Source organism: Acinetobacter sp. SM1B, assembly GCF_003289665.1.
Classification (GTDB): Bacteria; Pseudomonadota; Gammaproteobacteria; order Pseudomonadales; family Moraxellaceae; genus Acinetobacter; species Acinetobacter schindleri.
Map to the genome: position 1 here is coordinate 758,283 of NZ_QMBM01000001.1, position 24,193 is coordinate 782,475.

Here is a 24,193-nt window from a genome sequence, read left to right on the forward strand (position 1 = left end):
TCTGTAATTTTAAGCTAAGCAGTTATTCCTTGGCCTGTTTTTTTGCTTCCAAACCCTTAAGAGCGCTTTTACTCATCCAGCCGAAACATAAGGCAAGGACAACATATTGAATCGCCAAGCCTAGCAGCAATACGCTTATCCAGATGCCAAAAGATAAAGATTCCAGCATACCGAGGATAATTTCCCGTTGTTCTGCAATACCCAATATTGACAAGGATAAGATCAAGCCAATGAGTACGCTAATGCCTAGACACCCCCAAATTAACTGTTTTTTCTCTATAGCACTTGGTAGACGCTGTTGATCCTGAACAAATTTGATCGCTGCCGCTGCCCCTGCACCGAATAATGCCGGGATGGCAGTGCTGCTGCCAGGCAAATCGATAAACATATTTAAACCAGCGACAATCAGAATCGCGACCAGATAAACTATAGTGAAATAGCCAAAATATTTTTTAATCATCATTTTTATCTCGAATATTGTGTTTTTATTGTTGTTGCTTGTGTGGTTGAAAATGGGAAAAGCTATACCAACAAGTTTGTTTATTTTAATAATTTGCTCGAATATTCGGCAAGATAAATTAAAAGAATACGACGAATGTCACGTGAAGCATAGAAGGATCACGTGACATGATTTGAACTCGATTGAAATTAAGCATGTTTCTTTGGCTGTTTAGCCAAGCTATAGTGGGTATAGCCATGATAGGCGACATGAAACAGGGCAGCATGCAAGGCAATCAAGGCAGCGACAATAAATGAATTTGGGCCTCGGCCTGTATAATTCATTCGGCGCAGAATTTCCTCGGTATAAGGGTGCAGCCAGATCATCACCAAGATAAAAATAAAGCCAAGGCTCATGGCAATAATGGTAGAGCCCCAGACCAAGGTATTTTTTTCCTTGGCGTCAGGGACACGCAGTTCCTTATGCACAAAATGCCGGGCACTCAAGAATGCTGCTGCAATTAATGCAGGAATGAAAATAATGGCACCCAAGTTTAACCAATACACAATCATGCCAACCAAAACCAGTAAGGCAAGATAAACGGCTGCAAAATATTTAAGATAATGCGACATCGTTCTGGCCTCCTTAACAGGACTTACTATTCAGGATGGACGATTTTTGCGTTGATGTCTACGGTACAGAACCCAGCCGATAATAATCGCTACAATTGCAATAATGATATAACTGACCTTGCTAAAAATCTGATGCATCAAGTTCTGATTTTCGCCGAAATAAAATCCAATACAGGCCAGAAAAGTCGTCCAGATGATTGTTCCCAAGCTGCTATAAAACATGAATTTCCAGAAGGGCATACGACTCATTCCAGCAGGAATACTGATCAGGGAGCGCACTGCGGGAATCATACGTCCAACAAAAACAATGCGATGACCATACTGCTCGAACCATGCTAAAGATTTTTTTACATCATCAGATTTAATAAACAGATATTTACCATAGCGGTCGACAAATCTGAAAATCGATTCATGACTGAATTTATAACCAATCCAGTAAAGTAAGGCAGCAGCCAGCAGGGAGCCGAGGCAACCCGCAATGATCACGCCGACCAGTACTAATTGACCTTGGGACGCGGAATAGCCCGCAGATGGCATAATGATTTCAGAGGGAATAGGCGGGAAGACATTGTCGAGGAACATGAGCAGGGCAATACCCCAATAGCCCAGCTGTTCCATAATAGAAATAATCCAGTCAGTTAGATTCATAAGCAGCAGTTAATTGAAAATACTGCTTTTATCCTACGGAGTATTCCAGAATGGGTAAAGTAGATAAATTGTAGATCGCACAAATCAGCTATGCGTGAGGGTATAGATATAAACTCGACGCAGCAGATAGGCACTGAATACTGGCAATATACTTAATAGCAAAAATTGCACGATGCCAGTGTTGATGTGATAGCCAATAAATAGCGCTAAGATCGCACCAATAACAGTTCCTAGCACAACAATAAAAAGATGTGATTCATGTTCCAGCTGGTCCATGACTTCAACAGTCCGCTGTACTTTTACTTGATCCTTGCGTTGAAACTGAACAATATTATCTTCATATTTTGCGTAGGATTTTGCCATTTTGTGTTCCTTTTCATATAAAAAATATATTTAGTAATTAAACACTTAGGTGGAAAATGATTACTGTATATAGATTATCAAGACTTTTTCTTTTTAAAGGGGAATCTTGGTAAAAGCGTGTTGAGATTTTTATTTAGATTGTGAAGTTTGTGTAAAAAAAAAAGCCCTCAAATGAGGGCTTGTATACATCTAGTTACATTCTACACATTATAAACGTTTACGTTTTGCAGCGAGGATTTGTGACTGGCGCATACGGAAGCCTTCTTTTTGCTTCTCAGTTGTTTTGTCAATACAGTACACACAAGATACACCGTGTTCATAGCTTGGTAAGGCTGCTTCCTCGGGAGTGAGTGGCCAGCCACATGCATGACATTTAGTATTTTGACCTTCTTCCATACCGTGAGTCACGGCAGTACGGCCATCAAATACGAAACATTCACCTTCCCATAGACTCTCTTCTGGTGGGGTTTCTTCCAGATATTTCAAAATACCACCTTTCAGGTGATAAACCTCAGTAAAGCCTTCTTGAAGAAGTAAAGAGGTTGATTTTTCACAGCGGATCCCGCCTGTACAGAACATGGCAATTTTCTTGTCTTTGTGCTGTTCCAGATTCTGTTTTACGTATTCCGGGAATTCGCGGAAAGTTTCAGTTTTCGGGTCAATCGCACCCTTAAATGTACCGGCCTTGTATTCGTAGTCATTACGGGTATCGACCAGAATCACGTCATCACGCGCAATCAGCTCGTTCCATTCTTTAGGATCAAGGTAATGACCGACAAGATCACGTGGCTTAACAGGTACCCCTAACGTCACGATTTCTTTCTTCAGTTTGATCTTCATTTTACGGAATGGCTTGTCAGAGCTATGAGACTCCTTGTATTCCATTTCGTTGAAGCCTTCGTTTAGAAGGAACTGATGTACTTTGTCGATGGCTTCACGGTTACCTGCAACGGTACCGTTAATGCCTTCGCCTGCCACAATTAGAGTACCGCAAAGGTCGATGGTTTTTACCAGGTCAAGGAGGCGTTGCTGAAGACCTGCGGGGTCTTGAACTTCCTTAAATTGATAAAGTGCGGCAACAACCCAACCAGTCGTCGCTTGCTGTTCTACAGGTGCAAGCTGTTCTACAGTAGCGTTCATGGAATACTCCAACGTAGCATGATATTTGAAAGGCGCACATTTTAACGTGATTTGCATGATTATGCGAGTAAAACCCATAGCATTTATAGGGACTTCAATTCATGCAGGAGAGCGTGTATAGTCTTGCCCGACCCGGTATTATTACAGACCTGCCTGTGCTGAAATGATCAGCAATGTTGGAGTAAGTTTTGAGTTCAGATCGTCGTATTGCATCTTTAACCCCATGTGCAGGGCGTTGCTCGACCGTATTTGGTGATGCGGTATGTCGCGGTTGTCGCCGTTTTAATCATGAAGTGATTCAGTGGAATACCTATACGGCTGAACAGCATAACGCAGTATGGCAACGTCTGGATGCTCAACTTGATCAGATTCTAGTCCCGATGCTGCCTCTGGCAGATATGGCCCATGTCGAGAAATTTGTATTGTCCAAGCGGGTGCGGTTGCGTGATGATGCCAGTAAAGGGCGTAAGCTCTATCATGCATTAAAATTGTGTGAAAAAAACCGGCATTTGACTGATGAGAGTGGCCTAGGCATTCATTACAAACAGGTACGTCCGATTTGGGATGAATTTGAACGTCGAGTATTGGCATTGGCAAAAGCCAGTTATGATCTGGCATTCTTGCGTGCTGATGGGATGAGTCAGCATCTGATCCAGATGGAAGAAGAGGACGAGTAGGTCCTCTTTTTTTATACTGACTATATTAGACAAGGAGGAATGGGGTGAATATTACCGAATATCTGCTGTATTGTCTGGCCGTAGTAATCATGATCGCGACACCCGGGCCAGTAATGTTACTGGTCGCTAGTGCCGGGCTCAAAGGCGGCTATAAGCATGCCTTGCAGACTATTTTCGGGACTAACTTTGCCTCACTGGTTCTGATTGGTTTATCCATTCTCAGTCTAAAAGGTCTTCTGGTTGTTAACGAAAATTGGCTGAATGGCATTAAGCTACTTGGCTGTTTGTATATTGCCTGGCTGGGAATTCAGATTTTCAGGGAAGTCTGGCAAGGGCAGGGATCAACTGGACCACAAAGCCTGCAGCCTGTACAGGGCGGCTTTCGTACCGGTTTTCTGGTAGGTATTTCTAATCCCAAGGATATTATTTTCTTTGCCGCCTTTTTTCCGCAATTTATAGGCATTAGCCCAAACCTCGATTTAAGCTTGGTGATTCTGACAATCAGCTGGATTGTTCTGGATTTCCTCACCCTGTCACTGGTGTATCTGGGGTTTCAGCGATTATCTCGGTCTCAGCTTTATCCGCATTTACTGGGGCTATGCGGCTTGATCTTGTTAATGGTTGCACTGTATGGAATTTATTCCATCTTCAGTTAATTCAATCAATATACATGACACAAAAAATCCCGAACCAAATGCCGGGATTTTCTTTTTAAATAGACTTATATATTGTGTTGCTGGCGATACTTTACCAGTTCGTCAATAGTAATTACGATTAGTTGATGCGTCTGTGCATATGACAGAACCTGAATACCAGAAGCCATGCTGCCATCCGGATTAGTCAGTTCACACAACACGCCGGCAGGTTTTAAACCAGCCAGACGCGCAAGGTCAATAGTACCTTCAGTATGACCACGCCGGGTTAAGACACCACCTTCACGGGCGCGTAATGGGAATACATGACCAGGACGATTCAGATCACTGGCAACTGCCCCGTCTTTAATCGCTGTTTTAATTGTAGTCGTGCGGTCTTTGGCAGAAACACCGGTTGTTACACCCTCTGCTGCTTCGATACTTACAGTAAAGGCAGTTTTAAACTGACTAGAGTTATCTTGTACCATTGGTGGCAACTCTAAATGATTTGCCAGCTCATCAGTCAGACATAAGCAAACGATGCCTGAACCATCACGAATCATACGCGCCATGGTTTCTACAGTTAAAGTTTCAGCTGCCACAATCAGATCGGCTTCATTTTCACGGTCAAAATCATCCATGACCAGGACAGGTTTGCCTTGGCGGAGATCTTCGAGTGCCTGAAGGATACGTTGTTCAGCAGGGGCTAAAGCAGAAAAGAAAATTTCGGGTTGAATCAAACTTGACATTGAAATGCTCACCTAAACTAAAAATATGATTGAACATTTCAGGACTGAGTGAAAATAGGCTTATAGCAAAAACAGGTGTATGCACGGCATACAGCCTTGGTGCTGCTTTCGTCTTCTTTCATCCGGACTATACCGTCGGCTCTGGATTTGCACCAGATCTGCAGATCAATCGAAATTGACCGCTCGTGGGCTGATTCAAGCCTGATTATAACAAGCTGAAATTACCACCGGTGGGGAATCACACCCCGCCCTGAAGCGATGTAGGATCATTATAGTCCTGATTTTAAAAAAATGGGATGGTTGAAATGGAAAGTAATTTGCAGAATTTTAGATAAACAAAACAGATAATCTGAATTACCCAAGTTTTTAGCAAAATACTGGAAACATGCTATGGTGTGAGGAAGATTAGAAATCCTTCAATCATTCTAACAATGCATAAAACTGAGCTGATTCGAAATAATCAATTTTCGCCCTTGCTGTTCTGCAATGTAGAAGTACTACGTTATTTAAAAATCTTGGGCTTGGCACTCATCACGGTCAGTTTGCTGTATTTAATGGCAGCGAACTGGTGGATGCTACCGGATCCGGTTCAGCTGGCAATCCCGATGCTGATTTTATTCTGTAGTGCAGCAGCAAGTATTTACTTCGACCAGCAGGAATGGGTGAGACAGAGTCTGGATACGGTATCTGGTCTCATGCTGGGTTTAAGTCTGGCAGTGATTGGGCAGATTTATCAAACTGGCGCAGATAGTTATCTGTTATTTCTGCTCTGGTCAGCCTTGCTCCTACCATGGCTCTATCGCTTCAATATTGGCATTTTTGTCATGCTTTGCGTAGTGAGCCAGCTGATGTTGTATCTGTATTTTAAACAGAGCTTCTGGATGGGAAGAGCAGAAGGGTTGTATTTGCTTGGTCTAAATTTGCTGACAGCACTTAGCTTTGCGTATGCCATGCGCTATTACTCGCTGCTACGTTTTCTGTTTATCACATTTGTGATCGTGATTTCGATCAGCAGCATGATGCAGTTTACCCATCACTTTAAGCTGATCTATTTAGCTTCTTCAGTTGTTTTACCGACAGGTGCCGCATTTTATTTTTATAGGAAACATCAGGCGCTAGAAGCCATTCTTCTCATTGCAGGTTTGGCTGCCAGTGTGAGCTTATGGGTATTTGAACTGGTTGAAAATCAACTGACCAATTCAGCTGCTGGGCTATTTATGCTGGCTGTGCTGATTTTTGGCTGGTTTGCCTTAATCAGTTTTGCTTTAAATAGAATTTTTCCACAAACCAAATTCTCCGTGATTCCTCTGGCACTCGGTGCCTGGATTTCCGGGATTATTCTTGCAGTCCTGTTACTGACTTACTGGGAAGCATTTTCAATCTTAATGGGGATCATCTTTATAGGCATCGCCTGGAAACTGCAGGGTCAGCAGCTTTCAGTTTTTATGCGCCAGTTTGCCTATTGCTTATGGATCTGTGGTCAGGCAGCAGTTTTAATTCATACAGAACTGCTCACCGACAGTATGGTTGTAGTCTTGCTGCTGCAATTATTAATACTGGGGCTTACTATCATCAAACGGATGCACTGGTCTATTTTGACCCTGCAGCTGCTGATTACCCATGCATTAGCAATCGTGGTTCTGATCTTAGAAAATTCTTTTAAACATGATGATATCGTGATCAGTATCATACCCAGCTTGAACTATGTCATTTTCATCGGACTATTCCTAACAGCTCATTATTGGCAATCTTCGCATTATCAGAAAAGTATCTTTCTCTGGATGATTGCCATGCTGACAGGTTCAGCGGTGGTTCAGGCGGTAACCGGATTAGAGCACTGGCAGAGCATCGGACAGATCAGCTTTGACCAAATTCTGCTGTTTTATATTCTTCCGAGCTTATTGTTGTTCAGTTTTATTTGGCAAAACTGGCAACAATTTTCTGAAAAATGGCTGTGGTTAATTCCGGTTCTGGGTTTATTACTGATCCTGTTGGGCTATTTTGAAATTTTTATCATTATGCTGCTCATGGCTTGGGCTGTAGTCTATCAGCAACGAATGATTCAAGCCCTATCGATTTTATTGCTGATCTTTTGGTTATGGATGCTGTATTACAATCTGGGGCTGAGTTTCCTGGTAAAGAGCCTCACGATTTTCATCTCAGGTCTCATGGTTTGGTGCATGGTCTATGGCTTAAAGCAGGTAAGGATTAGATCTGGTCAGGAGGAAACTGCATGAAAAAGTTTCTTCCTCTGATTCTGGCCGGATTCAGTATTCTGATCTTTGTGGGGCTGATCCTCAAACATGAACATCATTTAGCGAACAGCCAGTCCATCTTTGTTGAGCTTGCTCCGGTCGATCCGCGCTCAATCTTGCAAGGCGATTATATGGCACTGAATTATGAGCTGCATTTCGAGGGTGATGCTGAAGCTGACCGTGGAGAAGAGGGTGGTTTAGCGGATAAGAAAATTGCAGCCTTAGAAAAGCGTATTCAGGATCAGACACATCTTTTAAGCTATGTGCAGCTAGATGATCAGCATCGTGTGATTCAAACCAGCTTGGATGAAAATCTTTTAAAAACTCATCAGGGAACTTCCGCGCGTTTGCTTCTAAAAAATCCTTCCAACCGATTGGCCAATTTATATCCGGCAGCGAATAGCTTTCTGTTTGCAGAAGGATTGGAGCCATGCTATCACAACGCAAAATATGCCGAGATTAAAGTTAAAGATAATGGACAGGCTTTATTGGCGAATCTGGTAGATCAGAATCTGCGAGCTTTAAATTGCGAAAGCCAAAAAGACTGGGTACAGGGCAGTTAATTAAGGTTTATTTTTAGAAGTATTTTTCAATAAAAAAGCCCGCATATTGCGGGCTTTTTAAAATCTTGGACTTAAGCTACTTGCACAGGAATACAGTTCGCTGTGTGGTTCACCGTGTTGTCTGGATTTGCATAGACAAGGCGTGGTTTGTGGGCATTTGCTTCAGCTTCAGTGAAATCACCGAATGTAGCAATAATTACGATATCACCAACATCAGCCTGATGCGCAGCACCACCATTCACTGAAATGATGCCTGAATTGTCTTCGCCACGAATTGCATAAGTTGCAAAACGTTTACCATTGGTCACGTTCCACACATGAATTTCTTCGTATTCACGAATGCCAGCCAAATCCATCAAAACGCCATCAATTGCACATGAACCTTCATAGTGTAGTTCTGCATGTGTAACGTGAGCACGGTGAATTTTGCATTTTAATAAACGAGATAGCATGGCTAGCGTCCCCTGAGTTGACCTAAGAGTTTGATCATTTGGTTAAATCAATCTTGCTTGCTGTATGGTGAACAATCGAGCAAACGCATTTTGCTCTGAAATGCGTAAGATGGCAAGAAAGATTATTCAACAATTTATAGAATGATCAGTTTGGTTTATAGGCATTGATTTGGTTCATGGCCTGTTGTACTTCACCATTGACCAGCATCTTGATGCGATTCATGGCATGTGCAATCGCGTCATCCATTAAAGTCTGCTCACTGCTCGGTGCCTTACTCAGTACATGACTGGACACGCGTTCCTTAGAACCTGGGTGACCAATACCGATACGTAAGCGATGGAAGTTCGGACCGATGTGCGGCACGATATCGCGCAAACCATTGTGACCACCATGACCACCGCCAGTTTTCAGGCGAATGATTCCTGGATTCATATCCAGCTCATCATGTGCGATCAGGATTGACTCAGGAGCGATATTATAGAATTTGGCAAAGGGAACAACACTTTTACCGACAAGATTCATGAATGTTGTTGGAAGAAGTAGACGAACGTCTTGGCCTTCGATATTACCACGACCGCTAAATCCATTGAATTTTGGGTCTTTTTTGAGGGAAATGCCATATTGTTTGGCAAGGCGTTCTACGAACCAGAAGCCTGCATTATGGCGGGTCTGGGCATACTCAGAACCTGGGTTGCCCAAACCTACAATCAGTGAAATATTTGACACTAATTTACACCATCAACACTTATGCGCGTTTGAAGTCAGCGTGCATAGGTGTGTTTTTAGCTGGGTGACGTTGAAGCGCTTGGATTTTAACGCTTTCAGTTTTGCCGTCGATGTTGATTTCAACAACTTCTTCGAAGAAAGCATTGCTTTCTAAAGCTTTAACAAGCTCACGAAGTTCAAGAGTAACAGCTACAGGAGCAGCTTCGCCACCGTAGATGATCGCTGGAACTTTAGCAGCATGACGAAGGCGGCGGCTCGAACCTTTCCCTTGTTGTGCTACTTCACGTGCTTCTGCGTTTAATACGAAGTTTGCCATGATAGACATCCTATTTAAGTTTTAAATGAACCGGACCTGCGACCGATCCGGTGATAGAAAGCCCCGCCAAATGGCAGGGCTTTGGAAATTCAGCGCTATATTATAGATAAGAATCGAACATTGCGCTAATAGATTCTTCGTTGTTAATACGACGAATTGTTTCAGCAACCATGCTTGCTACTGAAACCTGGCGAATCTTACCAAGAGCTAAAGCTTCTTCTGAAAGCGGAATGGTATCAGTTACAACCAATTCGTCGATTACAGAATTTTTAAGATTTTCAATCGCTTTACCAGACAGTACCGGGTGAGTTGCATAAGCCACCACTTTACGAGCACCAAAAGTTTTCAATGCATCAGCTGCTTTGCAAAGCGTACCCGCTGTATCCACCATGTCATCAACAATGACACAGTCACGATCTTTTACATCACCAATCAAATGCATCACTTGTGATTCATTCGCTTTTTGACGACGTTTATCGATGATTGCCAGGTCGATATCACCCATCTGTTTCGCAACAGCACGAGCACGTACTACACCCCCCACGTCAGGAGAAACAACCATCAGGTTATGATGCTGTTGTTGACGTAAGTCAGCAAGCAATGCTGGAGTACCGTAGATGTTGTCTACAGGGATATCGAAGAAGCCTTGGATTTGGTCAGCATGAAGGTCGATCATCACTACACGGTCAATACCCACAGTCGTCAGCATATCTGCAACAACTTTTGCGGTAATTGGTACACGGCTAGAACGAGGACGACGGTCTTGACGGGCATAACCGAAGTAAGGAATAACGGCGGTAATACGACCAGCACTTGCACGACGCAGCGCGTCAGCCATCACGAGGACTTCCATTAGGTTGTCGTTCGTTGGGGCACAAGTAGGTTGTACGATAAATACGTCTTTACCACGTACATTCTCAGTGATTTCTACAGCAATTTCACCATCAGAAAAGGTAGAAACAGATGCAGCACCTAGAGGAATATGTAAGTGACTTACGACTTTTTGAGCGAATTGTGGATGCGCGGTTCCACTAAAAACGACAAGATTGGGCATGAAGCACCCTTGGCGGTTGGTATGTATGGAAGTAGATGGCAGGGGTAGCTGGATTCGAACCAACGAATGCCGGGATCAAAACCCGGTGCCTTACCACTTGGCGATACCCCTAATGCGGCAGAACTTTAATATTTTTGCGCTATTGTGTCAAGGTAAATTAACACTCTTACTGCAAAACCATGTCCTGTCTTTTTTGAGAAAATGGCAGGGGCGGCTGGATTCGAACCAACGGATGGCGAGATCAAAACCCGCTGCCTTACCACTTGGCGACGCCCCTAATTTGATGACTGTAAGATGGCAGGGGCGGCTGGATTCGAACCAACGGATGGCGAGATCAAAACCCGCTGCCTTACCACTTGGCGATACCCCTAACAAACCTTAAAATGACGTAATGGTGATTCTTGTAAACTATTCACCAGGTAAGCTTTACATGGTGCATTTTCAAGAATGTTGGTTACATTCATCTTTTCAGTTACTTCGATAAACACGCAGGCACCTGTACCTGTAAGCTTTGCAACACCGAACTGGTCGAGATACTGCATTGCTTCATCGACTTCAGGATATAAGCTTCTTGCCAGTGGCTCAAAGTTATTTCCGAAATCAGATGGCGTTATCTGATAGGCGCAAAATTTAGAGCTCTTCGTGTCTCTTGTCAACGTTTTTTGTGAAAAAAGCAGTTGAGTGCTGATAAAACAGTCAGGTTTGAGCACAATGAACTGTTTTTGATCTAAGTCAATGAATGTTAAGTGTTCACCGATGCCTTCTGCCCATGCATTTCGGCCATAAACAAAAATCGGCACGTCGGCACCAAGCTTGACACCCAGTTCAGCTAACTGCTCAATTGTTAGCCCACAATCCCAAAGCTGGTTCACGACAATTAAAGTGGTGGCAGCATTCGATGAACCACCACCCAGTCCAGCACCCATCGGAATATTTTTTTCCAGACGGATTTTTAGACCCGAATAAGCTTTTGCATAAGGTTTAAGCACCTGAATCGCACGATAGATCAGGTTTTGTTCCAGATCGACAGATGCCAGCCCTTCAATCTGAATCTGTTTATCTGCAGTTTGCTCAAACTCCAGCCAGTCGCACAAATCAATCAGCTGAAAAATACTTTGCAGCTCATGATAACCATCTGGTCGGCGACCCGTAATGTGGAGAAACAAATTCAGTTTAGAAGGCGAGGGAACACGAATCATGGTTAAGTTTCAATCAAATGCATTAACGATTTTGAATCACCATTGTAATACGGTTTTCACCGCCATTCCCAAGTGTCTGTTTTAAAATCAGGCGGTTTGGCAGACGTGCCTGTGCTGCATAACTGAGATCCACGGTCCAGCCATCTTCAATAATCTGGCTGATGCGTTGAGTATCATCTTTTTGCAATTGGGCATTGCTGGTCGCAGGACGAGCCTGTACCCAATCGACCAGATGGGTAATCGGTGCCTGCCAGCCAGTTGCACGTTGCAGTAGCTCTTCTGGTGTAGCAGCTTTAATCAGACCTGTTTTGGCACTATTCAGTGAAACTTGACCAGGTTGGCCAGAAATCTGGGTTTTGCCTACGCCTAGAATACCCGTCAGTTCAATATCAAATTGTTCCTGCTGCTGTGCCCAGGTAAAGAAGGCACTGCCACTTTGTTGTGGGGTACGCACACCAATCTTGCCTTGGAGCTGGAATTCATTTTCAGCAGTTGGAATTGCCGATGTGGCAGGTTGTTTGGGTTGCGCAATCTGCTGACAACCGGTCAGAATCAAAGTGCCTGATGCAAGGAAGCAACAGGCCAGCTGGCTAAGCTTAGGCATAATAGAATTAACTCGTTTTCATCGGTGGTGATAACAATAACGAATGAAGCTGCTTTAATTCAGGATCATCCGGATAATTTTGTTGTAATTGTTTAAAGACTTGTTGGAATTGTTCAATATCACCGTTCATGTACAGTGAGCGAGCCAGTCGTACGCCAATTTTTGCGCTCGGATTCAGGTTGTAGGCTTTTTCCCAAGCTAGAGCAGCAGTAGCAAAGTCATTTTGCTGATAGCAGATAAAGCCGAAGGTATCTAAAATCGAGGCTTGCTCAGGAGCATATTCCAGTGCTTGCTCGACATAACGACGGGCTTCTTCCAGACGACGGTTCTGCATTGCCAGTGTATAGGCATAGGCATTCAAATAAGCTGGATTATTCGGTTCAATGTTCAATAAGCGTTTCAGCAACTGATCGAGCAGAAGACGATCCTGATGTGGATCTAACAATAGTACTTGAGCATAGACCAGTTCCGGATCATCTGGGAGATTGTTGCTGGCTTCCTCCAGTAGACGCAGGGCAGCTTTCTTGTTGTCCATCTTTTTTAAGATATCTGCCTGAGCCAGATACAGAAAACTGGCATGTTGTGGATAATTAACCCGTTCCTGGGTCAGGAAACGCAGGGCATCTGTCAGTTTTTCCTGCTTGCTGAAGATAGAGATCATGTTACGCCTGGAAACGGTATACAGGCTGCCATCCACCAGACGGTAATAGGCCTTGGCAGTTTCATAATGCTGCTTACGCTCGGCATTAATCGCCAAATAATAATAAGCTTCATTCTGATACTGATCTGAGTAGCGCAGTTCGACCAAATATTTTTCTGCTTTGTCGTACTCTTCAAGGTCAATACTGGTCAGGCCTGCAATAAATAAGGCCTCTTCATGCGTAGGCCATTTTTTTAGAATAGTTTCCAGTTTTTGCAGGGCTAATCTAGTTTCATTGAGCTTGATCAGGTATTTGACTTCAGCCAGGCGCACTTCGATATTGTTGCGGTTTTTGTTGCTGGCTTTTTCATACCATTTTAAGGTCTGTTCCTGGTCATCTAAGGCCTGTAACAGATTGGCCTTCAGCAGAATATAGCCCGTAGATCTGGGACGCTTCTTTAGAGCACGATTAATGGTCAGCAGTGCCTGTTCAAACTGACCATTCTGGGCTTCCAGTCCTGCGACCAGGACAAGAATAGAGGGGTTATTTTTGGCTTTGCTGGAACTGAGTGCCTGTATCAGATAATTTCGATCGTCAGTATCTGTTGGGACGATTCCTGCAAGAATTTCTTCCAGATCGGCACTGTCATCAATCTGTAGAATTTTATCTAGGGTTTCTGCTGCCAGTTCATATTCGTGGGCTTTTAAGGCGATATGCGCCAGATAGAACATTGCTGGGACATCTTGTGGTTCCTGAACTACCCAATGTGTCGAAATATCAAGGGCTGCACGCAGATCATCATGTTCCAAAGCAACATTCAAGGCACGTTGTTTTACTGTGGTGGAATTGCTCTTGATGGCCAGCACAGTATAGTTATGTAGTGCAGTTGGAATGTCGTTGGAAGCTAAAGCAAACTCGGCGATCATACTCTGTTTTATTGCTTCATAATTTGGGTTGGCATGGTAAACTGTTCCTGCTGCCTGAAGCTGGGCAGTGGAAGCCATGCTACCCACAAGTAAGAATGTGGTAGAATATTGCTTAATTGTATGGCCGTGACCACGGCTGTTGATATATCGCAATTTTTTCTTGATCCAAGTAATGCTTTTTATGACACCGATGTTGCACAATAGCATAAATTTAGTGAAATGATGACCTGATATGTCTTTCTTTGCATTGGGTGTCAACCATCAAACTGCCTCTGTAGAACTTCGTGAACAAGTTGCTTTTAATCCTGAAAAATTAAGTGTCTTGCTTGCTGAACAAAGCCAGCACCCTGAGCTGAATGACATGGTGGTGGTGTCTACATGTAATCGAACTGAAATCTACGCGATGTCTGACAATGTCGACATGGTGCTGAACTGGCTCGCCCAAAAAAATGGGGTTGATGTCAAGCAGCTGCAAAACCATGTGTATCGCTATGAAAATGCTCAGGCAGTTACACATCTGATGCGTGTCGCCAGTGGTCTGGATTCACTGATGTTAGGTGAACCGCAGATTCTGGGACAAGTAAAAACCGCTTTATCCCTGGCTAAAGAAGCTCATACCGTTTCGCCAAACCTCAACCGTATATTTGAATATGCCTTCTATGCCGCCAAACGTGTGCGTTCGGAAACTGCAGTGGGGAGTCATGCTGTATCGATGGGGTATGCGGTGGCACAGCTGGCGATTCAGGTTTTTTCCAAGCCAGAAAAACTGACCGTCATGATTGTTGCCGCAGGTGAAATGAATAGCCTAGTGGCCAAGCATCTGGCGGAAATGGGTGTCGGTAAGGTCATTATCTGCAACCGTACCCGCGCACGTGCTGAAAGTCTGGCACAGGAAATCGCGCATCGTGTCGATGTTGAAATTATTGAATTTGATCAGCTGGCAGCGAACCTGCATCGTGCTGATGTCATTTCCAGTTGTACAGGTAGTCTGCATCAGGTGATCCATTTTGCTGATGTCAAAGCGGCATTAAAGAAACGCCGTTACCAGCAAATGCTACTGGTTGATCTGGCTGTACCGCGGGATATCGATGCCAAGGTTGAAAAGCTGGATGGAGTCTATCTCTATGGTGTCGATGACCTGCAAAGCGTGATTGAGGAAAACCTGGCACAGCGTCGTCAGGCGGCGGTTGAAGCAGAAGTAATGGTCAATCAGCTGGCAACTGAACTGGTTACCCAACAGAAAGTAAATCTGGCAGGTGACACTATTCATGCCTATCGTGACTATGGTGAACAGTTACGTGAAGAAGAACTGGCCCATGCCATGCAACGTATTGCCAAAGGTGATCTGGCTGTAGAGGTACTGGCAGATTTATCACATCGTCTGACTCAAAAGCTGCTACATCCCACTTCGATTGTGCTGCGTGAAGCGGCCAAAGCTGAAGACCCGAGCTGTTTTGAGATGGTACAGCATACCTTGCATGAGGTCATGCTAAAACGCCGTAAACCAAAGCACTAGATGTTTTCGATCCAATAAAAAATGGAGATCTACAGATCTCCATTACTCAACTTAAAATAAGAAAATTATTCTTCAAGCAGTGTCATCGTACGCTTCCGGTCAATCTCAAAAATCTGCAACTTCAGATTCTTCATTTCTTCAATACTGCTAAATTTCTTCGACTTAATCTTGTTTTTTAAACATTGATATTGCAGCTTGGTCGAGAAATCAGCTGCCAGCTTGTCTGCCTGTTCAGGAGAAGAGGTATAGTCGCTGACATTGGCATGTTGCAGGATGTGCTGTAATTCATGGTGATGTGCGGCACAGGCACCGAGTACATAATAAGTCGACAATTCTGGATCATCTGGTAGATCATCAAAAATCACATTCAGAATATTCAAGATCTTATAGAGCAATTGGTCCGGTGAAACCAAGGCACGCAATGGTTCAAAATGAATGTACAAATAGGGATGATTCAGCAAGATTGCAATTACATATTCTTCAGCATCAATCTTAGTACTAAAGCTTAAGCTTGCGTCATTATTAACCTTGGGTTGCCATTTGCGGTTAAAGCCCAGTTTTTCCCGGAAAAACTGTTGCAACAGATAGCGATAAGAACCTTGCTTTGGTAATAGCTCGGTTAGCTGACGCAACTCTGCCATGACCTGGCTTTTACCCTCAGGTGTGGTCACATCATGGTTTTGGGCCAGATGAGCAAATACAAAATCGGATAACAGCGGAGCCTGATCTAATAGACGGCGAAAGTTTTCAATGCCTTCACGACGGATCAATGAATCTGGATCATGGTCATTTGGCAGTACAAAGAACTTCAACTCACGACCATCATTGAGTAACGGCAGGGCAATCTCAAGTGTACGTCGTGCCGCTTTCTGACCGGCAGCATCACCGTCAAAGGCAATCGTGATACGATGATTCTGCTTGAACAGGATATTCAGATGTTCGGTATTACTGGCAGTCCCCAGTGTCGCCACAGCACCATGAATGCCATATTGCTGCAAGGCAATGACATCCATGTAGCCTTCGACCATCAGCCACTCTTGGGCTTTCTGCTTACGGCCCTCATACAGGCCATACAGCAACTGATTCTTATGGAAAACTTCCGAATCCGGCGAGTTGATATATTTCGGCTTGATTTCATCATTGAGCGCACGGCCACCAAAGCCGACCACGCGACCTTTCGCATCTCGAATCGGGAAAATCACCCGGTCACGAAGCAGGTCGAAATCACGACCATTGTCGCTGGTACGAATCAAACCTAAGAGCTTGAGACCTTCAATATCCTGCGGGAAAGCTTTTTCCAGGTGCTGCCAGTCTTCCGGTGCATAGCCTAAGCGCCAATAGGCAATTGTTTCAGCACTGAGGCCACGTTGGCGGAAATACTGCTGTGCACTCGCACTATTCGGTAACTGGCGCTCATAGAACTGTGCGATATTTTCCAATAGGTCAAACAGGTTGCCTTCCTGAGGCGCGTCCTGCATTGGCATTTGCTCAAAAGCAGCAAACGGATCGCTATAGTAATCCTGTTCAGGATTCTTAAACTCTGCAAAAGGGTCAAAACTGGTGACCGATGCAGTATCACTGGCAGTTGAAGGTGCCTGATTCTGATTATTGGATGTATTGGTTGCTGCCTTTGGCGCAGACGGTTTTGTTGCAGCTTTAGGCTTCGCTGCTTCACGCTTATATTTAAGCTTGCTGGATTCCTGATTATCTTTAGGTAATTCAATGCCGGTCTGACTGGACAGGTCTTTCATCACTTCAATGAAATTACGGTTGCCAATGTCCATTAAAAAACGGATGGCATTCCCATTGGCCTGACAGCCGAAACAGTGAAAATACTGCTTGTCACGGTAAACGTGGAAAGAAGGCGATTTTTCCTGATGGAAAGGGCAACAGCCCGAATAGGTACGGCCAGTTTTTTTTAATTTCACGAATTGACCAATCACATCGACAATGTCGGTGCGATCGAGAATCTGATCAATCGTATGTTGAGGAATGGCCATAGTCTGCTGAGCTTCTCGTGCTGCGTTTATAAGGTGTAAATCATTGAAAAATTAAGAGTAGGAATTAAGCCGGCTCTATATAAATTCCTTTGTATACCTTTTGCACGATTTGTTCAAGCGCTGCTCAGAAATGGCAAAAGGGCAAGTATGATACCTTGCCCTTTGCAAAATTGCACCTGTAACAGTCGGCTTATTCAGCAGTCGGCTCAGGCTGTTCAGTTTCAGTGTTTTTAGGGCGATCTAACAAACCAAATGACATGCGATTGGTCAGGCTGCGTTCCTGTTTTGGTTCCGGAATATTGTCAGAACCTGAGTAGGTACGCGCTTCTTTACCGAAGATCCCTAAGGTTGCACGGTTAAAGAAACTGCCTTCACTGCGTGCTGAACTTAAGTCCACTGTACCATCGGCATTCACCAGATTTGGATAGTTCAGTTTCAGCACTTCGATATATTGCTGTGAAGTGGCTTTATCACCGAGCTTGTCATAGCCGTAGGCAATGGTCGCCAGAGCTTCTGGAGTTTGTGGCACTTGTGGGTAGTGTTCAATCACCCATTGCGCACGTTCAACAGCCGCAAGGTAAGCTTTACGCTTGATATTAAAACGCGCCGCATTCATTTCGTGCTCAGCCAGTTCCTGACCAATAAACTTCATACGTTGAGCAGCATCAACTGCATATTCGCTTGAAGGATAGCGACGAATGAAATCGACGAAGTTCTGATAAGCCACTTTCAGATAGCTGACATCGCGGTGTGACTGTTTCAGTTTGGTATAGCGCAGCAGACCGTTATAGTTCTGCTCCATGTTGGCTACACCACGCACATAGTAGGCATAGTCCACATTTGGATGTTGTGGATTCAGGCGGATGAAGCGTTCAGCCAATGCTACTGCACCTTCAAAATCCTTTTGCTGGAATTTGACATAGATCAGATCCAGTTGCGCCTGAGCTGCATACTGACTGGTAGGGAAATAGGTTTCCAGACCTTCAAGCTGACGTGCAGCATCACTATATTGCTGACGATCAAGCGCTTTTTGTGCTTTTTGAATATAAACCTGTTCGCTGGCTTCAGGGCCTTTATCCACGACGTCTTTTTTTGTTGGATTACTGCTACAGCCTACCATTGCCGATGCAACGCCTAACGTAATTGCAAGCATTGTCATTTTATAATGTGGTAGCGACATAAAAATTCCTCTGTTAATACGGGCAATGAGCTACAATTGCACTATTAAACCACTTTTGTCTGAATGAGCAAATGAGTCAAGCACAATCTTCCAATTCTAATTTCCCTGAAACTGATTTTAATTTACTTGAAGATTCTGAGGATGCAGATAACCATACTTCAGACACAACTGCAACACGTTTAGCGTTGCAATTTCAAGTGGATGAAACCTATCTGGGCCAGCGTATCGATCAGGTTGCCGCGCTCGTATGGAGCGATTTTTCCCGCGAAAAGCTGAAACAGTGGATCAAAGACGGTAATTTATTGGTCAATGGCCAGCCTGTAAAGCCTAAATATAAATGTGATGGCTTTGAAACGCTTACATTAAATGTTGAACTTGAAGCACAGACCCGCAGCCTTCCTGAAGATATTCCACTGGATATCATCTATGAAGATGATGACATTATTGTGGTCAACAAACCAGTTGGCATGGTCGTACATCCGGGTGCAGGCAATAGTTCTGGTACTTTGGTGAATGCCTTATTGCATCATTATCCAAAATCAGCAGAACTGGCGCGTGCCGGTCTGGTGCACCGTATCGATAAAGATACCTCGGGTTTACTGGTCGTTGCGAAAAACCTTGAAGCGCAATTCTCTTTAAGCCGTCAGCTTGAGAAAAAATCGGTGTACCGCGTTTATGATCTGGTTGTGTATGGCAACATCATTGCCGGCGGTACCATTGATGAGCCAATCAAACGTCATCCGGTAGATCGTGTCAAAATGACCGTACTTCCAGGTGGCAAAGATGCAGTCACGCATTACAATGTGAAAGAACGCTTCCAGCACTTTACCCGTGTTCAAGCGCGTCTGGAAACTGGTCGTACTCACCAGATCCGTGTGCACTTTAGCTATATCGGTTATGGTCTGGTGGGTGATCAGGTGTATATGCCGCGTGTCCGTATGCCAGCCGGTGCTTCACAGTTGCTTGAAGATACCTTGCGTGGCTTTAAACGTCAGGCACTGCATGCTGCGACTTTAGGTCTGAAACATCCACGGACCAAAGAAGAAATGACCTTTAATGCGCCGTGGCCAGAAGATTTCACCAATCTGGTTGAAGTACTGCGCAGCGAAAACAAGGCTTATTAATTTCTTCATTTCCAGCATTGGTCATTAAAAGGAAAGAGACATGCAATTTGTACAAGGTTTGCCTCAAGGCGTTTATGTAGGGCAGACCCGTGTTCATCATGAACAGGTACAGCCATCGGAGCAGCCAGAATTGGCGGGCTTTAATCTGGCATTGCATGTCAATGACAATCCGGCGCGTGTGCAAAAACATCGCATCCAGTTGCTAAAAGACTTCCAGCCTTTTGGCGTGGATAAAATCACCTGGATGACCCAAACCCATAGCACGATTTGTCATACCATCAATGAGAAGATGCCATTTGAGGCGCTGATCGGTGATGGTCTGGTGACGCAGCGCAAAGCGCACGCCTTGATGATGATGACCGCAGACTGTTTACCTGTGGTACTGGGAAATGCAGATGGCACAGAAGTTGCCAATTTACATGCAGGCTGGCGCGGGCTGGCAGGTGGGATTGTGGAAAATACAGTTACTGCCATGCAAACTCCGCCGACCTGGGCCTGGCTCGGGGCGGCCATTAGTCAGCCATGTTTTGAAATTGGCGCTGAAGTAAAAGCTGCTTTTTGTAGTAAATATCCTGAACTGGACAGTGCATTTCAGGCCGGTGAACAGGCAGGTAAATATTATGCCGACCTGTATGCGATTGCGCGTTATATCTTGCAGCAACACGGCATAAATACCGTATTGGGCGGGGATCAGTGTTCTTATCGCCAGCCAGAGGAATATTTTTCTTATCGCCGTGAAGCCAAAACCGGACGCATGGCAACATTCGTGTTTATGGCATGAAAATGTTAAACTTGATTGAAATTCTTGGTTTTTGATTGTTATGTCCCTATCTTCCCAATCTGTTGCGATTGTTTATCACAGTCCTTATGGACACACGGCTAAAGTGGCAAACTTCATTGCCAAAGGCGCACAAAAAACTGGTGTCCAAGTGCATATGATGAATGTGGAACAGGTGGATTGGGAGGTGCTAGACGCTGCCGATGCAATTGTATTTGGCTGTCCGACCTATATGGGTAGTCTGACTTCTGCCATGAAGTTATTTATGGAGCAGTCGTCCAAGCGCTGGCTGGCACGTAGCTGGCAAGGCAAGCTGGCAGCAGCTTTTACCAATGGTGGTGGCTTAAGTGGGGACAAGCTGGCTGTCTTGCAGCAGATTAATCTGTTTGCGATGCAACATGGCATGTTGTGGTCAGGTCTACCGTTAATGCCGACAGGTCGATCCACTACCGATTTGAATCGCATGTCGAGCTTTCTGGGCCTCATGACCCAATCTGACAATGCACCTGTTGAAGTAACCCCACCTGAAGGGGATTTAAAAACTGCGCTGTGGTTCGGTGAATATATTGCCTTGACGCTGGCCCGTATGAATCTGAAGGCTTAGTTGGATTCATAAAAAAACCTCCATTTTATGGAGGTTTTTTTATAGGTATTATGTAACCATTATCGATGGAAAATTCGCGCTTTGTCACGTTGCCAGTCACGGTCTTTCTCAGTTGCACGCTTGTCATGCAGCTGTTTACCTTTTACCAAGGCAATTTCCAGTTTGGCATTTGGACCTTTCCAGTAACAAGCCAGTGGTACGCATGAATAACCCTTCTGGTTAATTGCACCCAGAAGTTTTTCAATTTCACGGCGATTCAGCAACAGTTTACGGGTACGCGTCGCTTCAGGTACCACATGGGTAGACGCGCTCAATAGCGGCTGAATCTGGGCACCAAACAGGAAAGCTTCACCATTTTTAAAGGTAATATAACTTTCTACGATGGTCATACGACCAGCACGCATTGATTTGACTTCCCAGCCTTTTAATGAAAGCCCCGCTTCAAATTTCTCTTCAATAAAATAATCGTGGCGGGCACGTTTATTCAGTGCAATGGTACCGCCATTATTTTTTTTTACTACAATAGATGCTTTCGCCATAATCTGATACTTCCAAACGTGCTGCTATTGTACCGCAACTAGAAATAAGGTGAAGTTTTTTAAATTAATGAGGATTATTCACCAAAAAAACAAGTTTTTGCTAAAATAAGATTCTACATAACAAACAGAGTACAAATGGATGTCTAAAACTCGTGTGATTTATCCGGGGACCTTTGATCCGATCACCAATGGCCATATTGACCTGGTGACCCGTGCAGCAAAGATGTTTGATGAAGTGGTGGTTGCAATTGCGATTGGACATCACAAGAATCCGGTATTTAGTCTGGAAGAGCGAGTTGAGCTGGCCCAAGCGTCGTTGAGCCATTTGAACAATGTTGAATTTGTAGGATTTGATGGCCTACTGGTGAATTTCTTCCGTGAGCAGAATGCTACAGCAGTTCTGCGTGGTCTGCGTGCAGTGTCAGATTTTGAGTATGAATTTCAGTTGGCCAATATGAACCGTCAGCTGGATTCACATTTTGAAGCGGTATTTTTAACCCCTTCAGAGCAATATTCTTTTATTTCATCCACATTGGTGCGTGAAATTGCTCGTTTAAGAGGTGATGTGACCAAGTTTGTTCCGCCAAACGTGGTTGAAGCCTTCGAGCGTAAACTTCAGCAAGGTTGGTAGCGTGTCTTTATATATCACCGATGAATGCATCAACTGTGATGTCTGTGAACCTGTCTGTCCGAATGAGGCAATTTTCATGGGTGAAGTCATCTATGAAATTAACCCGGACTTATGTACAGAATGCGTCGGGCATCACGACAAACCACAGTGCCAGTTATTCTGCCCTGTGGACTGTATCCCGCTTGATCCGAACCATGCCGAGACGCGTGAGGAGCTTCAGGCCAAGTATGAAAAACTGACTGCTCAAAAAACATCAAGCAATTAGTCGCCAGATTTGGTACTATGCGGCTCGAAGTGAGCCAGACGATCGCTGCTGTGGAGATCTCCGTGATTGAAGCAGGGGAGGAAAGTCCGGGCTTCATAGGGCAAGGTGCCAGGTAACGCCTGGGCGGCGTGAGCCGACGGAAAGTGCAGCAGAGAGTAGACCGCCTTCATTATGGTTCTGAGCAATCGGAATCGGAGGTAAGGGTGAAAGGGTGCGGTAAGAGCGCACCGCATGACTGGCAACAGTTCATGGCATGGTAAACCCCACTGGAAGCAAGACCAAATAGGGATCCTTTAGGCATGGCCCATGCTGGATCCGGGTAGGTCGCTTGAGCGTATGAGTGATTGTACGCCTAGAGGAATGATCGTTCTCGACAGAACCCGGCTTATCGGCTCACTTCACCAAATTTTGATCAATCAGTGCATTATGGGGTTGACGTTTTTTTTAGAAAAACTCATAATGCGCGCACAGTTTAAGGCTATGTAGCTCAGTTGGTTAGAGCACCGCACTCATAATGCGGGGGTCACAAGTTCAAGTCTCGTCATAGCCACCATATTCTGAAAAAACCCACTCCGATTGAGTGGGTTTTTTTATGGCTGAAATTTATTTTTGTTAGTTTGAATATCTGAGATGGCTGATTTTAAGACCTGTAGACAAATTTTTGCTGTTTGTTCTCTAGGTGAGAATCTTTCAGTCATTTGCTGAAATGGGTGAATATAATTTCTAAAATCTCTTAATTCTTTGCTGAATCTATAGGTATCTTTCTCGATTATTCCAATGGAATGGGATACTTCAATAAAATTATTGAGCGTCCATTGATCAAAATTTTTAACTTTTCCATCTTTTTTAGGACTATGTGGAGATAAATTAAAAACCTTAGGGTTTGAGGATGCAATATTTAAGAATAATCCTTCTAGTGTGCTACCTGCTAGTAAGACTACTGATAAGTACGCTTCTGCTTTAAATGCTTTTTCAATTTCTCGCATTCGACTATCAATTACAGGAAGTAGTGTTGGTATTAAATTGAGTTGTGAGTAATCAACTTTGAATTCGTGTTTAATAAAGTTATTTTCTAGATATTCTTTTTCTGTATGTAAGTTTTCATCGAGATTTATTTCATGAATAGGTTTAAGATGAATTTCTGTGTTTTTTCGAACAACTAGAAATTTATCAAATTGAAGATACTTATTAAAATCAGCTATTAGCGTATCCAATCTCTTTAGGTCATCCATATAATTAATAGGATTAAAGAGTCTTTGAATGCAGATTTTTATCTTTTCGCTACTATTTATCTTTGCTAAACGAGAATCTGTGTATGCCCATCTTGATGGAAAACCTTGACCATATACATCTGTGTAATCAAAAGCCGAAAAAAAATCTATAATTTTAGGGCCGGATCTATATTCGGTAGTTTCATTAATAAGTTCGCGCAGTTTTTCCAGTGTTTTAGTTGAAAGTTGCATATTTATTCAAAATAATTATTTGGAATAGAGGTGGTCCCACTTGTTTGAACAACTAAAAGCGTATTTATAAGTGATA

Annotated in this window: 27 protein-coding genes, 4 tRNA genes, 1 other RNA gene and 1 riboswitch; of the genes, 12 read left to right on the forward strand and 20 right to left on the reverse strand. The window is 43.9% G+C overall.

The features are described from left to right. Window positions 1–22 precede the first annotated feature (22 nt). From C8322_RS03590 to C8322_RS03610, 5 genes are all read right to left on the reverse strand, one after another. Window positions 23–463 carry an ABZJ_00895 family protein gene (locus C8322_RS03590; RefSeq protein WP_034593118.1) on the reverse strand — a complete coding sequence of 147 codons (441 nt, stop codon included), beginning with the start codon at window positions 461–463 and terminating at the stop codon, window positions 23–25. Window positions 464–648: 185 nt separating this feature from the next. After that, complete coding sequence (locus C8322_RS03595) at window positions 649–1,071, reverse strand: ABZJ_00895 family protein (RefSeq protein WP_008307594.1); 423 nt, start codon at window positions 1,069–1,071, stop codon at window positions 649–651. A gap of 30 nt (window positions 1,072–1,101) precedes the next feature. After that, on the reverse strand, window positions 1,102–1,719 hold the full coding sequence (locus C8322_RS03600) for a DedA family protein (protein WP_005222928.1): 618 nt from the start codon (window positions 1,717–1,719) through the stop codon (window positions 1,102–1,104). 84 nt (window positions 1,720–1,803) lie between these two features. Continuing rightward, complete coding sequence (locus C8322_RS03605; protein ID WP_004814898.1) at window positions 1,804–2,082, reverse strand: hypothetical protein; 279 nt, start codon at window positions 2,080–2,082, stop codon at window positions 1,804–1,806. Window positions 2,083–2,289: 207 nt separating this feature from the next. Then, the gene (locus C8322_RS03610; protein WP_004814900.1) at window positions 2,290–3,222 is read right to left on the reverse strand and encodes a rhodanese-related sulfurtransferase; all 933 of its coding nucleotides are present in this window, start codon (window positions 3,220–3,222) and stop codon (window positions 2,290–2,292) included. A 188-nt stretch (window positions 3,223–3,410) separates the two neighbouring features. Between C8322_RS03610 and C8322_RS03615 the strand changes: the two genes are divergently transcribed. Next, window positions 3,411–3,899 carry a DUF1289 domain-containing protein gene (locus C8322_RS03615; RefSeq protein WP_005222926.1) on the forward strand — a complete coding sequence of 163 codons (489 nt, stop codon included), beginning with the start codon at window positions 3,411–3,413 and terminating at the stop codon, window positions 3,897–3,899. A 44-nt stretch (window positions 3,900–3,943) separates the two neighbouring features. Beyond that, the gene (locus C8322_RS03620; protein ID WP_005222924.1) at window positions 3,944–4,555 is read left to right on the forward strand and encodes a LysE family translocator; all 612 of its coding nucleotides are present in this window, start codon (window positions 3,944–3,946) and stop codon (window positions 4,553–4,555) included. Window positions 4,556–4,620: 65 nt separating this feature from the next. Here C8322_RS03620 and ribB read toward each other — a convergent pair whose 3' ends face one another. Next, window positions 4,621–5,280: a 3,4-dihydroxy-2-butanone-4-phosphate synthase gene (gene ribB, locus C8322_RS03625; protein WP_004814903.1), complete on the reverse strand. Its 660-nt coding sequence runs from the start codon at window positions 5,278–5,280 to the stop codon at window positions 4,621–4,623. Between the two features lie 106 nt (window positions 5,281–5,386). Next, a riboswitch (FMN riboswitch) is annotated at window positions 5,387–5,541 on the reverse strand. A 170-nt stretch (window positions 5,542–5,711) separates the two neighbouring features. Here ribB and C8322_RS03630 point away from each other — a divergent pair. Together C8322_RS03630 and C8322_RS03635 are read left to right on the forward strand one after the other, a co-directional pair. Continuing rightward, the gene (locus tag C8322_RS03630; protein ID WP_005222921.1) at window positions 5,712–7,517 is read left to right on the forward strand and encodes a DUF2157 domain-containing protein; all 1,806 of its coding nucleotides are present in this window, start codon (window positions 5,712–5,714) and stop codon (window positions 7,515–7,517) included. After that, entirely contained in the window at window positions 7,514–8,098 is a 585-nt protein-coding gene (locus C8322_RS03635; RefSeq protein WP_008307601.1) for a GDYXXLXY domain-containing protein, read from the forward strand. Before C8322_RS03630 ends, C8322_RS03635 begins: the two co-directional genes overlap by 4 nt. Window positions 8,099–8,169: 71 nt before the next feature. Here the strand turns inward: C8322_RS03635 and panD are convergent, their stop codons facing one another. From panD to C8322_RS03685, 10 genes are all read right to left on the reverse strand, one after another. Then, window positions 8,170–8,550 (reverse strand): aspartate 1-decarboxylase, encoded by a 381-nt coding sequence (gene panD, locus C8322_RS03640; protein ID WP_008307603.1) that lies wholly within the window; start codon window positions 8,548–8,550, stop codon window positions 8,170–8,172. A gap of 145 nt (window positions 8,551–8,695) precedes the next feature. After that, on the reverse strand, window positions 8,696–9,277 hold the full coding sequence (gene pth, locus C8322_RS03645; protein ID WP_008307605.1) for an aminoacyl-tRNA hydrolase: 582 nt from the start codon (window positions 9,275–9,277) through the stop codon (window positions 8,696–8,698). A gap of 19 nt (window positions 9,278–9,296) precedes the next feature. Then, entirely contained in the window at window positions 9,297–9,593 is a 297-nt protein-coding gene (gene rplY, locus C8322_RS03650; RefSeq protein ID WP_004814908.1) for a 50S ribosomal protein L25, read from the reverse strand. Window positions 9,594–9,693: 100 nt separating this feature from the next. Beyond that, window positions 9,694–10,647: a ribose-phosphate pyrophosphokinase gene (locus C8322_RS03655; RefSeq protein ID WP_008307606.1), complete on the reverse strand. Its 954-nt coding sequence runs from the start codon at window positions 10,645–10,647 to the stop codon at window positions 9,694–9,696. A 36-nt stretch (window positions 10,648–10,683) separates the two neighbouring features. Then, window positions 10,684–10,758: transfer RNA gene (locus C8322_RS03660), tRNA-Gln, on the reverse strand. Between the two features lie 91 nt (window positions 10,759–10,849). Then, window positions 10,850–10,924 (reverse strand) — tRNA-Gln (locus C8322_RS03665). Between the two features lie 18 nt (window positions 10,925–10,942). Continuing rightward, window positions 10,943–11,017 (reverse strand) — tRNA-Gln (locus C8322_RS03670). Then, entirely contained in the window at window positions 11,016–11,846 is an 831-nt protein-coding gene (ispE, locus tag C8322_RS03675; protein ID WP_004814910.1) for a 4-(cytidine 5'-diphospho)-2-C-methyl-D-erythritol kinase, read from the reverse strand. The genes C8322_RS03670 and ispE overlap by 2 nt, the downstream gene beginning before the upstream one ends. A 22-nt stretch (window positions 11,847–11,868) precedes the next feature. Beyond that, entirely contained in the window at window positions 11,869–12,450 is a 582-nt protein-coding gene (gene lolB / locus C8322_RS03680; RefSeq protein ID WP_004814911.1) for a lipoprotein insertase outer membrane protein LolB, read from the reverse strand. 7 nt (window positions 12,451–12,457) lie between these two features. Then, window positions 12,458–14,170, reverse strand: a complete 1,713-nt coding sequence (locus C8322_RS03685) for a tetratricopeptide repeat protein (protein ID WP_034425016.1) — start codon at window positions 14,168–14,170, stop codon at window positions 12,458–12,460. A gap of 79 nt (window positions 14,171–14,249) precedes the next feature. Between C8322_RS03685 and hemA the strand changes: the two genes are divergently transcribed. Continuing rightward, window positions 14,250–15,533 carry a glutamyl-tRNA reductase gene (hemA, locus tag C8322_RS03690; protein ID WP_103799682.1) on the forward strand — a complete coding sequence of 428 codons (1,284 nt, stop codon included), beginning with the start codon at window positions 14,250–14,252 and terminating at the stop codon, window positions 15,531–15,533. A gap of 65 nt (window positions 15,534–15,598) precedes the next feature. Here hemA and C8322_RS03695 read toward each other — a convergent pair whose 3' ends face one another. After that, entirely contained in the window at window positions 15,599–17,533 is a 1,935-nt protein-coding gene (locus C8322_RS03695; RefSeq protein WP_103799683.1) for a DNA primase, read from the reverse strand. 190 nt (window positions 17,534–17,723) lie between these two features. Continuing rightward, complete coding sequence (locus tag C8322_RS03700) at window positions 17,724–18,713, reverse strand: outer membrane protein assembly factor BamD (protein WP_004814916.1); 990 nt, start codon at window positions 18,711–18,713, stop codon at window positions 17,724–17,726. Between the two features lie 71 nt (window positions 18,714–18,784). Between C8322_RS03700 and rluD the strand changes: the two genes are divergently transcribed. The 3 genes from rluD to C8322_RS03715 are packed head-to-tail and all read left to right on the forward strand — an operon-like array spanning window position 18,785 to window position 21,219. Next, entirely contained in the window at window positions 18,785–19,837 is a 1,053-nt protein-coding gene (gene rluD / locus C8322_RS03705) for a 23S rRNA pseudouridine(1911/1915/1917) synthase RluD (RefSeq protein ID WP_008307615.1), read from the forward strand. Window positions 19,838–19,877: 40 nt separating this feature from the next. Then, window positions 19,878–20,618 (forward strand): peptidoglycan editing factor PgeF, encoded by a 741-nt coding sequence (gene pgeF / locus C8322_RS03710; protein ID WP_008307617.1) that lies wholly within the window; start codon window positions 19,878–19,880, stop codon window positions 20,616–20,618. A 40-nt stretch (window positions 20,619–20,658) separates the two neighbouring features. Further along, complete coding sequence (locus C8322_RS03715; RefSeq protein WP_008307619.1) at window positions 20,659–21,219, forward strand: flavodoxin family protein; 561 nt, start codon at window positions 20,659–20,661, stop codon at window positions 21,217–21,219. Window positions 21,220–21,278: 59 nt separating this feature from the next. Here C8322_RS03715 and smpB read toward each other — a convergent pair whose 3' ends face one another. Next, window positions 21,279–21,758 (reverse strand): SsrA-binding protein SmpB, encoded by a 480-nt coding sequence (gene smpB, locus C8322_RS03720; protein ID WP_008305081.1) that lies wholly within the window; start codon window positions 21,756–21,758, stop codon window positions 21,279–21,281. 139 nt (window positions 21,759–21,897) lie between these two features. Here smpB and coaD point away from each other — a divergent pair, with 139 nt between their 5' ends. From coaD to C8322_RS03740, 4 genes are all read left to right on the forward strand, one after another. Next, complete coding sequence (gene coaD, locus C8322_RS03725; RefSeq protein WP_103799684.1) at window positions 21,898–22,389, forward strand: pantetheine-phosphate adenylyltransferase; 492 nt, start codon at window positions 21,898–21,900, stop codon at window positions 22,387–22,389. Window position 22,390: 1 nt separating this feature from the next. Next, entirely contained in the window at window positions 22,391–22,654 is a 264-nt protein-coding gene (locus tag C8322_RS03730; protein WP_008305083.1) for a YfhL family 4Fe-4S dicluster ferredoxin, read from the forward strand. A gap of 26 nt (window positions 22,655–22,680) precedes the next feature. Then, an RNA gene (gene rnpB / locus C8322_RS03735) (RNase P RNA component class A) lies at window positions 22,681–23,058 on the forward strand. A gap of 72 nt (window positions 23,059–23,130) precedes the next feature. Continuing rightward, window positions 23,131–23,207: transfer RNA gene (locus C8322_RS03740), tRNA-Met, on the forward strand. A 37-nt stretch (window positions 23,208–23,244) separates the two neighbouring features. Here the strand turns inward: C8322_RS03740 and C8322_RS03745 are convergent. Beyond that, entirely contained in the window at window positions 23,245–24,117 is an 873-nt protein-coding gene (locus C8322_RS03745) for a hypothetical protein (protein WP_103799685.1), read from the reverse strand. Window positions 24,118–24,193 lie beyond the last annotated feature (76 nt).

Coding starts and splice junctions, on each gene's coding strand:
- C8322_RS03590 (WP_034593118.1), bottom strand. CDS start 463: ATGATGATTAAAAAATATTTTGGCTATTTCACTATAGTTTATCTGGTC.
- C8322_RS03595 (WP_008307594.1), bottom strand. CDS start 1,071: ATGTCGCATTATCTTAAATATTTTGCAGCCGTTTATCTTGCCTTACTG.
- C8322_RS03600 (WP_005222928.1), bottom strand. CDS start 1,719: ATGAATCTAACTGACTGGATTATTTCTATTATGGAACAGCTGGGCTAT.
- C8322_RS03605 (WP_004814898.1), bottom strand. CDS start 2,082: ATGGCAAAATCCTACGCAAAATATGAAGATAATATTGTTCAGTTTCAA.
- C8322_RS03610 (WP_004814900.1), bottom strand. CDS start 3,222: ATGAACGCTACTGTAGAACAGCTTGCACCTGTAGAACAGCAAGCGACG.
- ribB (WP_004814903.1), bottom strand. CDS start 5,280: ATGTCAAGTTTGATTCAACCCGAAATTTTCTTTTCTGCTTTAGCCCCT.
- C8322_RS03630 (WP_005222921.1), top strand. CDS start 5,712: ATGCATAAAACTGAGCTGATTCGAAATAATCAATTTTCGCCCTTGCTG.
- C8322_RS03635 (WP_008307601.1), top strand. CDS start 7,514: ATGAAAAAGTTTCTTCCTCTGATTCTGGCCGGATTCAGTATTCTGATC.
- panD (WP_008307603.1), bottom strand. CDS start 8,550: ATGCTATCTCGTTTATTAAAATGCAAAATTCACCGTGCTCACGTTACA.
- rplY (WP_004814908.1), bottom strand. CDS start 9,593: ATGGCAAACTTCGTATTAAACGCAGAAGCACGTGAAGTAGCACAACAA.
- C8322_RS03655 (WP_008307606.1), bottom strand. CDS start 10,647: ATGCCCAATCTTGTCGTTTTTAGTGGAACCGCGCATCCACAATTCGCT.
- ispE (WP_004814910.1), bottom strand. CDS start 11,846: ATGATTCGTGTTCCCTCGCCTTCTAAACTGAATTTGTTTCTCCACATT.
- lolB (WP_004814911.1), bottom strand. CDS start 12,450: ATGCCTAAGCTTAGCCAGCTGGCCTGTTGCTTCCTTGCATCAGGCACT.
- hemA (WP_103799682.1), top strand. CDS start 14,250: ATGTCTTTCTTTGCATTGGGTGTCAACCATCAAACTGCCTCTGTAGAA.
- C8322_RS03695 (WP_103799683.1), bottom strand. CDS start 17,533: ATGGCCATTCCTCAACATACGATTGATCAGATTCTCGATCGCACCGAC.
- C8322_RS03700 (WP_004814916.1), bottom strand. CDS start 18,713: ATGTCGCTACCACATTATAAAATGACAATGCTTGCAATTACGTTAGGC.
- rluD (WP_008307615.1), top strand. CDS start 18,785: ATGAGTCAAGCACAATCTTCCAATTCTAATTTCCCTGAAACTGATTTT.
- pgeF (WP_008307617.1), top strand. CDS start 19,878: ATGCAATTTGTACAAGGTTTGCCTCAAGGCGTTTATGTAGGGCAGACC.
- C8322_RS03715 (WP_008307619.1), top strand. CDS start 20,659: ATGTCCCTATCTTCCCAATCTGTTGCGATTGTTTATCACAGTCCTTAT.
- smpB (WP_008305081.1), bottom strand. CDS start 21,758: ATGGCGAAAGCATCTATTGTAGTAAAAAAAAATAATGGCGGTACCATT.
- coaD (WP_103799684.1), top strand. CDS start 21,898: ATGTCTAAAACTCGTGTGATTTATCCGGGGACCTTTGATCCGATCACC.
- C8322_RS03745 (WP_103799685.1), bottom strand. CDS start 24,117: ATGCAACTTTCAACTAAAACACTGGAAAAACTGCGCGAACTTATTAAT.